The sequence below is a fragment of the Streptomyces globisporus genome (assembly GCF_003501885.1).
GTDB lineage: Bacteria > Actinomycetota > Actinomycetes > Streptomycetales > Streptomycetaceae > Streptomyces > Streptomyces globisporus_D.
In genome coordinates, this window is the sequence record NZ_QWFA01000173.1 from 1 (window position 1) to 13,443 (window position 13,443).

The window sequence follows — 13,443 nt, forward strand, 5'->3', positions numbered from 1 at the left end:
CGGTCCCCGTACGACGTGACCAGCTCCAGCCCCCACAGCACGGCGGCCGCCCCCCGCAGCACCACCTCCACACCCAGCAGCGCCGGGACCCGGGGGCCCCGGCGCCCGGCCATCAGCGCACCGGCCGCCACCCCGCAGAAGTACGCGGCCAGAGCGACGACGACCTTCAGTGCCACGCCGTCCTCGCCCGCACCGGCGGCCGAAGCCCCGAGCAGCACCAGGTTGCCGGTCATCACCCCGGCGAAGACCTGCCCCACGCACAGGAAGACGAACGCGTCCGCCGCCCCGGAAGCCGCGGACAGCAGAAGCAGCGCCGCCTCGCCGCGCGACGGAGCGTCACCCTCCCGGGAGGAACCGGAACCGGAAGCGGAGGCGGAAGGCGGGGACGGCGGGAGCGCCGGGGGAGCGGAGGACACCCGAGCATTCTCGGCACGCGCCGCCCCCCGACCGGCGCGTCGGCCACCGCGCGGCGCGCCGCGCAGCACCGCCCACGCGCGGGCGCCGCGCAGCACCGCCCACGCGCGGGTCACACGATCTCGTGGAGGTCCTTGGCATAGTGCTCGATCGCCCGCCGGTAGTTCTGGACGTGCGGGTCCTGGCTGGTCGAGGCCGCCAGCTCCAGCAGCAGCCGCATCGCCTCGTCGTGCTCACCGGTGTTGAACAGCGCCATCGCCAGAAACGTCCGCAGCGCGCCGTCGTCCGGGAACTCCTCGACCCCCCGGCGCAGCGTTTCCACCGCCTGCCCGTACCGCCCGAGGATCCGGTACGTACTGCCCAGCCCCAGCAGGGCCCCGCGCCGGTCCTCCGTGGCCAGCTCCGGATGGGCCAGCGCACGCTCGTAGTACGGCACCGCCTCCGACTCCAGGCCCAGCTCATCGTGGATCCACGCCGTCCGGCAGGCCACATCGGCGTCGCCCGGGTACACGGCGGTCAGGGCGAGCAGCCGTTTCCGCGCCTCCTCGGGCCGGCCCTCCTCACGCAACCGGTCGGCCTCGTCCAGCAGGTCCTTCTTCTTGTCTGCGCTCATGCGCACATCGTCGCAGGCGATCGCGGACACCCGGACGAGATTTCGCTCCACCGCCCGGCCGGGTGTGTGTTCCGGCCGGGCGGGGGCATCCGTCGGCCATGACAGCAGAGGCGAATCCCCCTGTACGGCAGGGGACATGGGTACGAGTGCTGGTACGCGGGCTGGTGCTGGCGGCGGCGTTGGCGGGACTGGTGGCGTTCTCCGTGCTGCTGGCCAAAGTGACGCTCACCCCCTCGCCGGCCTCCGAGGACATCGTCACCTCCAACCTCCAGCCCGGGCGGTCGCTGCGCCAGTACGCGGAGGACTACACCTTCCTCGCCGCGTGCAAGCAGGCGGGCGGAAACCTGCTGCTCGGCGTGCCGTTCGGACTCCTGCTGCCGTTCTTCGTGCCACGCCGTCTGCGGATGATCCGGACGACGCTGCTGGCGGCCGCCGCCATGGCCGTCGTCGAGCTGATCCAGGGGGCCCTGGTCCAGGGACGCGCCTTCGACATCGACGACGTCATCCTGAACACGGCGGGTGCACTGCTCGGGTACTTCGTGCTGGGCCGCCGCATCAGCCACCGCTATTACACGTACGCCGAGGTAGCCGGCCCCGCCGAACAGCGGGATCAGCCGAAGCCCGAGCCCACCCCCCAGCCGAAGCGCACGCCGGGGAAGACCGCCCGTACGAAGCTCGCCCGGAAGGGCACCGGCACGAAGGGCGTCGGTACGAAGGCCGCTGATACGAAGGGCAAGGGCACGAAGACCGCGGGCACGAAGGCTGCCGGCGCAAAGGCCGCCGCCAGGAAGGCCATCGGCACGAAGGCCCCCGGCGCAAAGGCTCCCCGCCCCCTGCTCGACCGGCTCCGCAGGCGCTGAGCCCGGGCACCCGTTCGGGCCGGGCCGTTTGCGGGCGGCCCGGACCGGACGCACGGTGGGGACACGTCCTGCGCGCGGATGCCGTACGGATCCCCTGCCGAGGAGGAGCGACATGGCCGAAGGCCAGTGGACCCCGGGCCGCAAGGAGGCGGACGCCGACGAGTTCCGGCCCGTCCTGGACATCGTCGAACCGGCACGCCAGCGGCGGCTGACCGTACTCCTGCGACTCCTGCTGCTGATCCCGCACTTCATCGTGCTCTTCTTCCTGCACATCGCGGCGTTCTTCACCGTCATCGTGGGATGGTTCGCGGCCCTGGTGCTGGGGCGGCTGCCCGACCCCGTCTTCCGCTTCCTGGCCGGTGTCCTCGGCTACGACATGCGCGTCTCGGCGAGTGACATGCTCCTCATCGACCGCTACCCGCCGTTCGCCCTCACCCCGCCCGCCGACTACCCGGTGCAGATCCAGGTGCGGCCCACCCCGCTCAACCGGCTCGCGGTGCTGTTCCGCATCTTCCTGATGATCCCGGCGGCGATCGTCCAGAGCCTCGCCGTGTCCGGGTGGTGGGCGCTGGCCTTCGTCTGGTGGCTGATCACGCTCTGTCTCGGCCGCATGCCCCGGCCGCTGTTCGAGGCGACGGCGGCCACCCTGCGCTACCGGATGCGCTTTTCCGCGTACGCCATGATGCTCACCCCCGCCTACCCCAAGGGCCTGTTCGGCGACGACGACCTCGCCGTGGCCCCGGAGCAGTCACGCTCGGCGACCCGCCCGCTGGTCCTGAGCAGCGCCGGCAAGTGGCTCCTCGTGCTCTTCCTGGTGCTCGGCCTCGCCGGACACATCACCTCGTCCCTGACCGCGTCGACGACCGACGACACGACCGACACCCAGCTCGTCGGACGCTAAAGGACATCGTCCCGTGTGGGGTCACGGGACACCTGGCCCGATGCGACGGAGAAGCGGCGGGCGAGATCGCCGAAGGCGTTCCTGAGTTCGTCGGGCCCCACGACCTCGATGTCCACGTCGAACCTGCCGAGCTCGGCGGCCAGGCCGGGCCACGACCAGGCGCCCAGGACCACCCGGCAGCGGTCGGGCCCGTGCTCCTCGACGATTCCGTCGCGGACGTGGCCCGCCACCGCGGAGGCCGGCGCGTCGAGGATCACCTCGCCGCGGCAGGGCCAGGCGCCGGGGGCGTCGAAGCCCTGGAACCGGGCGGCGACGAACGCGGCCACATCGCCTCCGGGCACCTCGCGGGCGGTGAAGCGCGGGCCCGTCGGTGTGCGCGGGGTGATCCGGTCCGCGCGGAAGGTCCGCCAGCCCTCGCGGTCCAGGTCCCAGGCGAGGAGATACCAGCGCCCGCCCCAGGTGACCAGCCGGTGCGGCTCCACCCGCCGCACCACGGGCGGTACGTCGTCGGTCGCCGGGGCGTACGCGGGGGAGTAGTCGAAACGCAGCACCTCCTGGGCGCGCACCGCGTCGCTCAGCGCGAGAAGAACGCGCGGATCGGCCTGGGGCCGCGGCGGGCCTCCCGTACGTTCGACGGCGGTGACGTTCAGGGCGTCGACGCGATGGCGCAGCCGGGCGGGCATGACCTGCCGGACCGTGGTGAGCGCCCGGGCCGCGGCCTCCCCGATCCCAGCGCCGGTCGCGGTGGCCGTCCGCAGGGCGACGGCGAGGGCGACGGCCTGATCGTCGTCGAACAGCAACGGCGGCAACCGGGCGCCCGCGTCCAGCCGGTATCCGCCGTCGGGCCCCTTGAACGCCGCGATGGGGTAGCCCAGCTCCCGCAGCCGGTCGACGTCGCGCCGTACCGTGCGCGGGCTGACCTCCAGTCGCTCGGCCAGCAGCTGCCCCGGCCAGTCGCGGCGCGCCTGGAGCAGGGAGAGCAGCGCCAGCAGTCGTGCTGAAGTCTTCGGCATGACACGAGTATGAGCGGAGAAGAGGCCGCATCCTGGCCGCTTCTCCTGGGAAGGTCGATCCGTACCGCACGACAGGAACTCCGGAAGGACCCGATCGCCATGACGACCCCCTCGGTAACCCCCGACGCCGAGCGCAGCGACCTGCTCGCCGCCCTCGCCGAGGCGCGAGCCGCCCTGACCGCCTCGGTGAGCGGCCTCACCGACGAGCAGGCCGGCCAGGCCCCGACGGTCAGCGCCCTGTGTCTCGGCGGCCTCGTCAAGCACGTCACGGCCATGGAGGAGGGCTGGCTGAACTTCGCCGTCGAGGGCCCCTCGGCGATGTCCTTCGCCCTGCCCGACGGCGTGACGTGGGAGGACTTCATGGCCGGCACGGCACGCGAGTACCCGAAGTGGGCGATCGACCGGGAGAAGGAATTCCGGATGCTGCCCGGGGAGACGGTGGCGGGGATCCTCCAGGCGTACGAGGAGGTCGCCGCCCGGAGCGAGAAGATCATCCTCACGGTCCCCGACCTCTCGGCCTCGCACCCCCTCCCCGAGGCGCCCTGGAACGAACCCGGCAGCGAGTGGAGCGTACGGCGGGTGCTGACCCATGTCATCGCCGAGACCTGCCAGCACGCCGGGCACGCGGACATCCTGCGCGAGACGCTCGACGGGCGGACCGCGACGTGACCACCGGCGGCGCGGGAGCGCGCGAGGCGCCGACGGCCGGGAGACGAGGGCGAGCAGCCGAACAGGAAGAGACGACACCGTGACCGTCCTCGACAAGCGGGCGCTCAACCGCGCCACCCTCGCACGCCAGTTGCTGCTGGAGCGGGCCGATCTGCCGGTCGTGGACGCGGTGGCCCACCTCTGCGGTCTCCAGGCGCAGGAACCCCAGGAGCCCTTCATCGGGCTCTGGTCCCGGCTGACCGCATTCGATCCGGCCGTTCTCTCGGACCTGCTGACCGGGCGGAGCGTGGTGCGCACCCATCTGATGCGCCGCACGGTCCACCTCGTCACCGCCGACGACGTCCTCACCTGGCGGGCACGTCACGAAGCGATGCTGCGCCAACGGGTCCTCGGCGTCTACCGCGACGAGCTCAAAGGCGTCGACCTCGAAGAACTCGCCTCGGACGCACGGGAATTGATGTCCGACGGCGAGCCCCGCACCGCGGCCGAAATCGTGCGGGCGCTCGCCGAGCGCTGGCCCGGGCCGGGGCCACGCCCGCTGGGCGAGATGGTGGTCGCCGGCCTCGTCCCGATGGCGCAGGCGCCGCCCCGGGGGCTGTGGCGCACCAAGGGCGGGGTGCGCAATGTCGCGCTGTCCTCCTGGCTGGGCCGCCCGGTCGATCCGCCCGCCCCCGACGGCACCGACCCGGTCGGACAGACGCTGGTCAGGCGCTACCTGGCCGCGTACGGGCCGGCCGCCACGGCCGACCTGCGCGCCTGGTCCGGCCTGGCCGGGCTGCCCGGCGCGGTGGCCGCCGTACGCGGCGAACTGGTCCGCTTCCGCGACGAGCGGGGGAGGGAACTGCTCGACCTGCCCGACGCGCCGCGCCCGGACCCGGACACCCCCGCCCCGGTACGGTTCCTGCCCGCCTTCGACAACGCCATCCTCGGCTACCAGGACCGCAGCCGGATCATCGACGACGCCCACCGCGGCCTCTCGGTGGCCGGTGAGCGCGTCGTCCTGGTCGACGGCCGCACCGCCGCCACCTGGACCGTCACGGAGGGCGTCGTCACGGTGGACCCCCTGCGCACCCTTTCCCGGGCCGATCGGGCCGCCGTGGCCGACCAGGGGAGAGAACTTGCCATGTTCCTCTCCGACGGTGACAGCGACCGCGTGCGGGTGGCGGCCTCACCGCGCTGAGCGGCTCCGGGCCCCGGGGCATGTCCGGGCGTCTGCCCGCCCCTACCGGAACGGGCCTATTTTGTGGAGGAGTTTGAACGAGAGGCGGCGCAAGGCGGACTGAAATCGCCGGATGCGGGTCACACGCAGAACATGACGTCCAGCGACGTAACCACAGAGCCCGCGCCGCACGGCGACCGAAAGCGCACAGCCCGCCCCTCGCGGGGATGGCTGAAAGTCCTGGGCGCGGGCGCGGCCGTGCTGGCCCTGCTGTTCGCCGGCAGCCGGCTCAGTCTGCTGCCGGGGCTCGACGACTTCTTCGGCGAGGAGACCCATGACCGGTCGGGTCCCGCCGTGCTCGAGTCCATCCAGGACATGAGCTCGTACGAGGCCGCCTCGGGCAACTTTCAGGTCGTCGTCGACCTGGAGAAGGACACGAAGTTCGTCCCCGACGCCCTGCGCGGCACCCGCACCCTGTTCGTCGGGGCCGGCACGGTCGACGCCTCCGTCGACCTGGGCAAGGTCACCGAGGGCGGCGTCAAGGTCAACGAGGATCGCACCGAGGCCGAACTGCGCCTGCCCCGGGCCGTACTGGGTGAACCGGCCCTAGACCCGGACCGCTCCTACGCGGTGTCCAAGCAGCGCGGTCTCCTCGATCGTCTCGGCGACCTCTTCTCCGACAACCCCGGCAGCGAGCAAGCGGTCAACAAGCTCGCCGCCCGGCACATCTCGGAAGCGGCGAAGGAGAGCGAACTGACTGCCCGGGCGGAGAAGAACACCGCCGACATGCTGAAGGGTCTGCTCGGCTCCCTCGGCTTCGAGCGGGTCACGGTCCGCTACGGCGACGACCAGGAGTGATCGTGTCACCCGGGCGGCCGCTCGCACCGCGGGCGGCCGCCCGCGCGGCTTCGCAGGGCGGCCGCCCGCCGGGCGCCACCCTTGACGTGCACGCGTCGGTAGGTATGGTCTAGTCCAAGTGCAAGGCCTTTCCGGACACCTGTCATCAGGCTTGTCCGGCAAGGGACTTGCAGCCCTTCGCGCCTCTTGGCCCCACACTCGCGAGGCCTCGCCGTCGAAGCCGGGCCCCCCACGGTCCGCCACCGCGCGGTGCGGTCTCATGTGAAGGAGAAGCATGCACGCGAAAAGGAAGACCGCACTCGCCGTCGGCGCCATGCTCGCCCCGATCCTCGCCCTGAGCCTCCCGGCGAGCTCCGCCAGTGCCCACGGCTACATCTCCAACCCGCCGAGCCGTCAGGCCCAGTGTGCCGCCGGAACCGTCAGCTGTGGTGCGATCAAGTACGAGCCGCAGAGCGTCGAGGGCCCCAAGGGGCTCACCAGCTGCAGCGGCGGCAACAGCGGCTTCGCCGAGCTGGACGACGACTCCAAGGGCTGGGCCGTCACCCCGGTGAACCGTTCTCAGCAGTTCGAGTGGAAGATCACCGCACGCCACTCGACCAGCACCTGGCAGTACTTCGTGGGCGGCGAGAAGATCGCCGAATTCGACGACGGCGGCGCGCAGCCCGGTGCGACCGTGAGCCACCAGGTCGACTTCGGAAACAAGACCGGTCAGCAGAAGGTCCTGGCCGTCTGGAACATCGCGGACACCGCGAACGCCTTCTACGCCTGCATCGACGTCAACGTCAGCTAGCAGCCGTACCGGCCGGGGGTGCACACCCGGCCGACCACCACGCCCCGGACGCGCACCGCCGCGACCGGGGCGCGGTGCTGTTCCGACCGGCCGGAAAGCGGCATGGCGCGAAACCTTGTAGTAGCCGAGCGGTTACCCTACGTCAGCTGTCCTGATGGATCATCAGTGCTCAAGGGGACTCCTGAATGAACCGTATGCGTACCGCACTCGCCGCCCTCGGCATCACCGCCGGGCTGATCACCGCCCCGACGGCGAGCGCCGCACCGGGGCCCGAGAGGCCCGCTCCCGCCGCCGAACGCCACGAACCGTGCACCGGAGAGTTCCGCGGCGACGCCCGCCTCGGCCCCAAGTGGCTGCCGAACAAGCGGCTCGCGCCGGTCGGCCCGCTCCTGAACGGCTACCAGCGCACCGGAGACCTCACCCCGAAGGACTTCCTGAAGAAGTACTGGGAAGGGCCCGCGGACACCGGCAGCTGGAAGTACCCGCCCAACGACGGCTTCGCCGAGGTGAACGGCGAGATCGACAAGGAGCCCGTCAAGCTGCGCACCGGCCAGCGCCTGGACCGCTTCGGCTCGGAATACGGCGGCTACCTGGCCCCCGCCGGCGACGCCTACGCCGAGCGAGCCCTGCCCCCGCAGAACCTCAACACCCGTGACGCGGACACCCCGTGCGACTACCGCGTCTACAAGGTCGCCAAGCCCTTCTGGGTCTGGCAGGGCTCCATCGCCCCGTGGTTCGAGCAGCCCGGCGGCGGGCAGCAGATCAAGCTCGACGCCGTGTTCCTCGACCCGGGCGAGGGACAGCGGCTCAACGTGAAGTGGCTGCTGGACAACGCCTACCTGACGCCCGCGGGCGCGTAACCCGGTATGGACCGCCGGGCCCTGCACGCCGCACTCGTCGAAGCACGGATCCCCGGCGGCTACTACCGCATCGAGGGCGTCCACGAGCCCGTCCCCACTCCGCCGGACTTCCTCTTCGTCCGGCGGAGTGGGGACGGCGGCTGGGAGACCGGGGCGTACGAGCGCGGAACGTACGAGGTCATCGCCCGCCACCCGGACGAGGCCACCGCCTGCGCCCACCTGCTGAGCCTGCTCGTCTGAACCCTCCCCGCGCCCGTCAGCAGGGCGCGCCGGGGGTCGCCGCCGTCGCCCGCAGAAGGTCACGGACAAGCTCGAAGTCGATCTTCTGCGGCCGGCGGAACCGCAGACAGCCCTTGCCCATGTCGTGCGAGGCCAGCCGGTCCGCGAACGCGTCGCGGACATCCGTGCGCAGCAGATGGAACGAGATGTACTGCTTCTGGTCGGCGAAGGCGATCTCGCCCTTTCCCTCCCGCTCATAGGCGGGCATGCCGTACGCCATCACCTCGCGGAACCCCGTCAGCTCCTCCCGGCACAGCGCCCGCAACCTCGTGAGGGCCTCCCGGCGGGCCTCCGGGGCCTCGGCGAGATACCGATCGACGTCCTGCGCGCTGCTCTGCACCATGAGCAGATCGTACGGCGGTGTGTCGCACCCCGGGCCCCCGGCGCCCGGTGAGCGACAGTGGGCGGATGAACACCGCAGGCATGCTGGCCGAAGCGTTCGACCGGATCGGGGAGGCCGTCCACGCGGCGGTCGAGGGACTGCCGGCCGACGACCTCAACGCCCGGCTCGACGAGGACGCCAACTCCATCTCCTGGCTCGTCTGGCATCTCACCCGCGTCCAGGACGACCACATCGCCGACGCCTCGGGCACGGCACAGATCTGGCTCACCGAAGGCTGGGCCGACCGCTTCGCGCTCCCCCTCGACCGGACGGACACCGGCTACGGGCACAGCAGTGACGAGGTCGCCGCCGTCCGCGTGGACTCCGCCGAACCCCTGCTCGGCTACTTCGACGCCGTACAGGAGCGGACGCTCGACTTCGTCGCGGCCTTGGAGGGCCACGCCCTCGACCGGATCGTCGACGAGAGCTGGTCGCCCCCGGTGACTCTCGGTGTCCGGCTGATCAGCGTCGTCGCCGAGGACCTCCAGCACGCGGGCCAGGCCGCGTTCGTCCGCGGGGCGCTCGAGAGAGCCTGAGACCGGGCCCCGGGGGCCGGACCGCACAGACCCGTGCACAGTCCCACCGGCGGTGCCATACTCGAAGGAAATCGGCCGGACAAGCAGTGTCATCGTCCGAAAGGTGACCATCATGAGCTGGGCATCCTGGACGACCAGCGGGGTCTACACGGGCACCGGCGGAGTGCGCACCGAAGAAGCGGGCATCCTCAGCGGCGACCTCACCGTGCATACGACGTGGTTCGACGGACAGGCGTCGGTGGCCGTGCAGTACAGCGGCTCCTCCGACTGGTTCACCCTCGTGGGCAGCCCCGTACCCTGCCCCTCCGAGGAGGAGAGCCGCACCTTCCACCAGAGCGTCGTCGAAGCCGTGCGCGCCGGAGAGGGCGCGCGGGTCCCGCCGGTCGGCGCGGAACCCGCATAGCGACCGTCCTCGCGCCCCACGCCCCATAGAGTGGATCATCGGACCCGTCCCCCGAGGGACGGGCACAGGCGGTTCACGGGGCGAGGAGCGGGGCCATGGGGCGTGCGGGAGCGCGGCGTTCGAGGACACGGAAGAAGCGGCCGTTCTGGGTGGAGCTGCCGCTCCTGATCGTCATGGCCCTGGTGCTGGCCCTGCTGATCAAGACGTTCCTGGTGCAGGCCTTCTCCATCCCCTCGGACTCGATGCAGAACACCCTCCAGCGGGGCGACCGGGTCCTGGTCGACAAGCTGACCCCCTGGTTCGGCTCGGAGCCGGAACGCGGCGAGGTGATCGTCTTCCACGACCCGGCCGACTGGCTCGCGGGCATGCCCGTGGACGAGCCCAACACCGTGCAGAAGGTGCTGAGCTTCATCGGAGTGATGCCCTCCGCCGAGGAGAAGGACCTCATCAAGCGGGTCATCGGCGTCGGCGGCGACACCGTGGAGTGCGCGGGCGACGGGCCGGTGAAGGTCAACGGCACCGCCCTGGACGAGCCGTACGTCTTCCCCGGCAACACCCCCTGCAGCAACGACGAGGACGGCGGCCAGTTCAAGGTCACCGTGCCCCACGGCAAGGTCTGGGTCATGGGGGACCACCGCCAGGAATCCGCCGACTCCCGCTACCACCAGGACGACCCCAACGAGGGCATGGTCCCGGTCGACGAGGTCGTCGGCCGGGCCGTCGTCGTCGCCTGGCCGATCGGCCGCTGGGCCACCCTGCCGGTGCCCGACACCTTCAAGAACGTGCCCGACAAGCCCTGATGGTCAGCGCGGCGCGAAGTTCCGTACGTACCGGCGCTGCCAGGGCGTTTCCACCGCCCGCGGGTGGTAGCCGGCGCGCACGAACGCCACCGCATCCTCGGCCGGCACCCCGTCCAGGACGGCCAGAACGGCCAGCGCCGTCCCGGTCCGGCCCATCCCGCCGCCGCAGGCCACCTCGACCCGCTCGTCGGCCGCCCGCTCCCACACCTCACGGAGCAGGACCCGCGCCTCCTCCCGGTCCGCCGGGAGCCGGAAGTCCGGCCACCGCAGCCAGCGGGACTCCCAGCGGACCGGGGGCGGGGTGCGGCCCAGGAGGTATACGGCGAAGTCCGGTTCGGGGCCCGCGGGGAGCGGCTTGCGCAGACCCCGGCCCCGGACCAGCCGTCCCGAGGGCAGGGCGAGGACGGCAGGGGCGGCGGCGTTCCAGTATTCGGTCACGGCCCCCAACCTAGAGCGTGTCCTGCCGGGTCAGGCGGCGGCGTCGAGATCCTGCGCCAGCAGCTCCGCCAGCTCCTCGACCGCTGCCTGCGCCCCGTCGCCCTCGGCGCTGAGGACCACGGGCTCCCCGTACGGCGCCGCCAGGGCCAGCACCGCGAGCATGCTGTGGGCGTCGACCGGGTCGCGGCCCTCACGGGCGATGGTCACCTTGACCGGCTGACGGGCGGCGGCCTTGACGAACAGCGACGCCGGGCGGGCGTGCAGCCCGCTGCGGGAACCTATGACGACGGTCTGCTGGTGCATGGATCACTCCTCGGTGAGGGATGGTGGTGTCGTGCGGGGTGGTGAGGTGTTCAGGCGGCGACCGTGACCCGGGAGTCGTCGGAGCCCGCGGCCCCCGCCTCCCCGGCCGCGTCCGGAGCCGCCCGGCGTACGCCCTTGAGCAGGACGACCAGCGCGGTCGCCACCAGCGTTCCGGCGGCGATGGCGAGCAGGTAGAGGAACGGCTCGCCGATCAGCGGGACGACGAAGACGCCGCCGTGCGGAGCGCGCAGCGTCGCGCCGAAGGCCATCGACAGCGCCCCGGTGACCGCGCCGCCCGCCATCACGGACGGGATGACCCGCAGCGGATCGGCGGCGGCGAACGGGATCGCGCCCTCGGTGATGAACGAGGCCCCCAGCACCCAGGCCGCGCGGCCGTTCTCCCGCTCGGTCTTCGTGAACAGCTTCTTGCGGACGGTGGTGGCGAGCGCCATCGCCAGCGGCGGGACCATCCCGGCCGCCATGACCGCGGCCATCACCTTCAGGCTGCCGTCCGTCGGATCGGCGAGACCGCCGACCGCGAAGGCGTACGCCACCTTGTTCAGCGGGCCGCCCATGTCGAAGCACATCATCAGGCCGAGGACGACACCGAGGATCACCGCGTTGGAGCCCGACAGACCGTTCAGCCAATCCGTCAGCGCGTTCTGCAGCGAGGCGATGGGCTTGCCGACCACGATGAACATCAGGAAGCCCACGACCGCCGACGCGATCAACGGGATCACCAGCACCGGCATGATGCCGCGCAACGTCGCATGGACCGGCACCCGCTGGATCGCCATCACCACCGCACCGGCCAGCAGACCGGCGACCAGACCGCCGAGGAACCCGGCGTTCACCGTCAGCGCGATGGATCCGCCGACGAAGCCCGGCACCAGCGCGGGCCGGTCCGCCATCCCGTACGCGATGTACCCGGCCAGCACCGGCACCAGGAACGCGAAGGCCGCCGAACCGATCTGGTTGAGCAGCGCCGCCCAACTGTCCGCATCGCCCCACACGAAGTGGTCGGCCACCGACTTGGCGCTCGCTATCTCGTAGCCGCCGATGGCGAACGACAGGGCGATCAGCAGACCGCCCGCCGCGACGAACGGGACCATGTAGCTCACGCCGGACATCAGATACGTACGGAGCCGGACGCCGAAGTGCGCGTGGTCCGCGCCGGATCCCGCGCCGTCACCCTTGCCGGAGTCCCTACCGCCGTCGGCCTCGGACACGGCGGCGATCTCTCCGCGCTCCGCCTTGCGGCGGGCCTCGGCGATCAGTTCGGCGGGGCGGTTGATGCCCGCCTTCACCCCGACGTCGACCAGGGGCTTGCCGCGGAAGCGGGCCTTCTCCCGGACCTCCACGTCATGCGCCCAGATCACGGCGTCCGCCGCCGCGATGACACCGGGGTCCAGCTTCTTGAAGCCGGCCGAGCCCTGGGTCTCCACCGTCACCTCGACGCCCTCGGCGCGGCCCGCCGAGGCCAGGGACTCGGCGGCCATGTAGGTGTGGGCGATGCCGGTGGGGCAGGAGGTGACGGCGACTATCCGGAAGGGGACGCTCCCGGCCCCTTCGACGGTCTCGGACGGCGTGTCCTCCGCCTGCTCCGCCCGCTCCTCCGCGGGGGCGGGCTCCTCCATCGGCTCCTCGCCCCGGATCAGCGCGGCCATCGCCGCCGGGTCCGTTGCGGCGCGCAGCGCGGCCGTGAACTCCCGGTCCATCAGCCGGCGGGCCAGCCCCGACAGGATGGTGAGGTGGTCGTCGTCGGCCCCGGCCGGGGCGGCGATGAGGAAGATCAGGTCGGCGGGACCGTCGGCCGCACCGAAATCGATGCCCGCGGCGCTGCGGCCGAAGGCCAGCGTCGGGGCGTTCACATGCTCGCTGCGGCAGTGCGGGATGCCGATGCCGCCGTCGAGGCCGGTCGGCATCTGAGCCTCACGGGCGGCGACGTCGGCCAGGAAGCCGTCGAGATCGGTGACGCGGTGCGCGGCCACCATCCGCTCGGCGAGCGACCTCGCGGCGGCTTCCTTCGTTGCGGCGGACAGATCGAGGTCGACCAGTTCCGCGGTGATCAGCTCACTCATCGCGGTGCTCCTTGCTCGGGGACCGCCGGGGCGGCGGCTCGGGGGGACGGGGCGGAGCTCGCGTACGGGTGGGGTCCGTACGGG

The 13,443-nt window shown here is 72.0% G+C and carries 18 protein-coding genes; 11 read left to right on the forward strand and 7 right to left on the reverse strand.

What is annotated here, in order from left to right; genetic code table 11:
• Both D3105_RS26100 and D3105_RS26105 read right to left on the reverse strand, forming a co-directional pair.
• A partial coding sequence (locus D3105_RS26100; RefSeq protein WP_133305709.1) for a DUF1275 family protein occupies window positions 1-311 on the reverse strand: 311 nt, incomplete at its 3' end.
• A gap of 215 nt (window positions 312-526) precedes the next feature.
• A complete protein-coding gene (locus tag D3105_RS26105; protein WP_118905474.1) occupies window positions 527-1,027 on the reverse strand; it encodes a tetratricopeptide repeat protein in 501 nt (166 codons plus the stop codon).
• A gap of 146 nt (window positions 1,028-1,173) precedes the next feature.
• On the opposite strand from D3105_RS26105, the gene D3105_RS26110 reads away from it, so the two are divergent.
• Window positions 1,174-1,887: a VanZ family protein gene (locus D3105_RS26110; RefSeq protein WP_118905460.1), complete on the forward strand. Its 714-nt coding sequence runs from the start codon at window positions 1,174-1,176 to the stop codon at window positions 1,885-1,887.
• Between the two features lie 112 nt (window positions 1,888-1,999).
• On the forward strand, window positions 2,000-2,788 hold the full coding sequence (locus D3105_RS26115; protein ID WP_118905461.1) for a DUF4389 domain-containing protein: 789 nt from the start codon (window positions 2,000-2,002) through the stop codon (window positions 2,786-2,788).
• Here D3105_RS26115 and D3105_RS26120 read toward each other — a convergent pair.
• Window positions 2,785-3,801, reverse strand: a complete 1,017-nt coding sequence (locus tag D3105_RS26120) for a helix-turn-helix transcriptional regulator (RefSeq protein WP_118905462.1) — start codon at window positions 3,799-3,801, stop codon at window positions 2,785-2,787. The two genes, D3105_RS26115 and D3105_RS26120, sit on opposite strands and share 4 nt — an antisense overlap.
• Window positions 3,802-3,900: 99 nt before the next feature.
• Here D3105_RS26120 and D3105_RS26125 point away from each other — a divergent pair, with 99 nt between their 5' ends.
• The 6 genes from D3105_RS26125 to D3105_RS26150 all read left to right on the forward strand — a co-directional run bounded on the left by D3105_RS26125 (window position 3,901) and on the right by D3105_RS26150 (window position 8,377).
• Entirely contained in the window at window positions 3,901-4,470 is a 570-nt protein-coding gene (locus D3105_RS26125) for a DinB family protein (protein WP_118905463.1), read from the forward strand.
• Between the two features lie 79 nt (window positions 4,471-4,549).
• On the forward strand, window positions 4,550-5,650 hold the full coding sequence (locus tag D3105_RS26130) for a winged helix DNA-binding domain-containing protein (protein ID WP_118905464.1): 1,101 nt from the start codon (window positions 4,550-4,552) through the stop codon (window positions 5,648-5,650).
• 132 nt (window positions 5,651-5,782) lie between these two features.
• A complete protein-coding gene (locus tag D3105_RS26135; RefSeq protein ID WP_118905465.1) occupies window positions 5,783-6,487 on the forward strand; it encodes a DUF4230 domain-containing protein in 705 nt (234 codons plus the stop codon).
• A 274-nt stretch (window positions 6,488-6,761) separates the two neighbouring features.
• Window positions 6,762-7,277, forward strand: a complete 516-nt coding sequence (locus D3105_RS26140) for a lytic polysaccharide monooxygenase auxiliary activity family 9 protein (protein ID WP_118905466.1) — start codon at window positions 6,762-6,764, stop codon at window positions 7,275-7,277.
• A 185-nt stretch (window positions 7,278-7,462) separates the two neighbouring features.
• Window positions 7,463-8,137, forward strand: a complete 675-nt coding sequence (locus D3105_RS26145) for a TNT domain-containing protein (RefSeq protein WP_118905467.1) — start codon at window positions 7,463-7,465, stop codon at window positions 8,135-8,137.
• Window positions 8,138-8,143: 6 nt separating this feature from the next.
• Window positions 8,144-8,377: a hypothetical protein gene (locus tag D3105_RS26150; RefSeq protein ID WP_032789428.1), complete on the forward strand. Its 234-nt coding sequence runs from the start codon at window positions 8,144-8,146 to the stop codon at window positions 8,375-8,377.
• A gap of 16 nt (window positions 8,378-8,393) precedes the next feature.
• Here D3105_RS26150 and D3105_RS26155 read toward each other — a convergent pair whose 3' ends face one another.
• A complete protein-coding gene (locus D3105_RS26155) occupies window positions 8,394-8,759 on the reverse strand; it encodes an iron chaperone (RefSeq protein WP_118905468.1) in 366 nt (121 codons plus the stop codon).
• A 65-nt stretch (window positions 8,760-8,824) separates the two neighbouring features.
• Here D3105_RS26155 and D3105_RS26160 point away from each other — a divergent pair, with 65 nt between their 5' ends.
• From D3105_RS26160 to lepB, 3 genes are all read left to right on the forward strand, one after another.
• A complete protein-coding gene (locus D3105_RS26160; RefSeq protein WP_118905469.1) occupies window positions 8,825-9,334 on the forward strand; it encodes a mycothiol transferase in 510 nt (169 codons plus the stop codon).
• Window positions 9,335-9,446: 112 nt separating this feature from the next.
• On the forward strand, window positions 9,447-9,737 hold the full coding sequence (locus D3105_RS26165) for a hypothetical protein (RefSeq protein ID WP_030719604.1): 291 nt from the start codon (window positions 9,447-9,449) through the stop codon (window positions 9,735-9,737).
• Between the two features lie 95 nt (window positions 9,738-9,832).
• A complete protein-coding gene (lepB, locus tag D3105_RS26170) occupies window positions 9,833-10,537 on the forward strand; it encodes a signal peptidase I (protein WP_118905470.1) in 705 nt (234 codons plus the stop codon).
• A 3-nt stretch (window positions 10,538-10,540) separates the two neighbouring features.
• Here lepB and D3105_RS26175 read toward each other — a convergent pair whose 3' ends face one another.
• From D3105_RS26175 to D3105_RS26185, 3 genes are read right to left on the reverse strand one after another with little or no spacing between them, the layout of a single operon-like run.
• Entirely contained in the window at window positions 10,541-10,975 is a 435-nt protein-coding gene (locus D3105_RS26175) for a protein-tyrosine phosphatase family protein (RefSeq protein ID WP_118905471.1), read from the reverse strand.
• Window positions 10,976-11,005: 30 nt separating this feature from the next.
• Window positions 11,006-11,278, reverse strand: coding sequence for an HPr family phosphocarrier protein (locus D3105_RS26180; protein ID WP_118905472.1), 273 nt, complete (start codon window positions 11,276-11,278; stop codon window positions 11,006-11,008).
• Between the two features lie 50 nt (window positions 11,279-11,328).
• Window positions 11,329-13,359 carry a PTS fructose transporter subunit IIABC gene (locus tag D3105_RS26185; RefSeq protein WP_118905473.1) on the reverse strand — a complete coding sequence of 677 codons (2,031 nt, stop codon included), beginning with the start codon at window positions 13,357-13,359 and terminating at the stop codon, window positions 11,329-11,331.
• Window positions 13,360-13,443 lie beyond the last annotated feature (84 nt).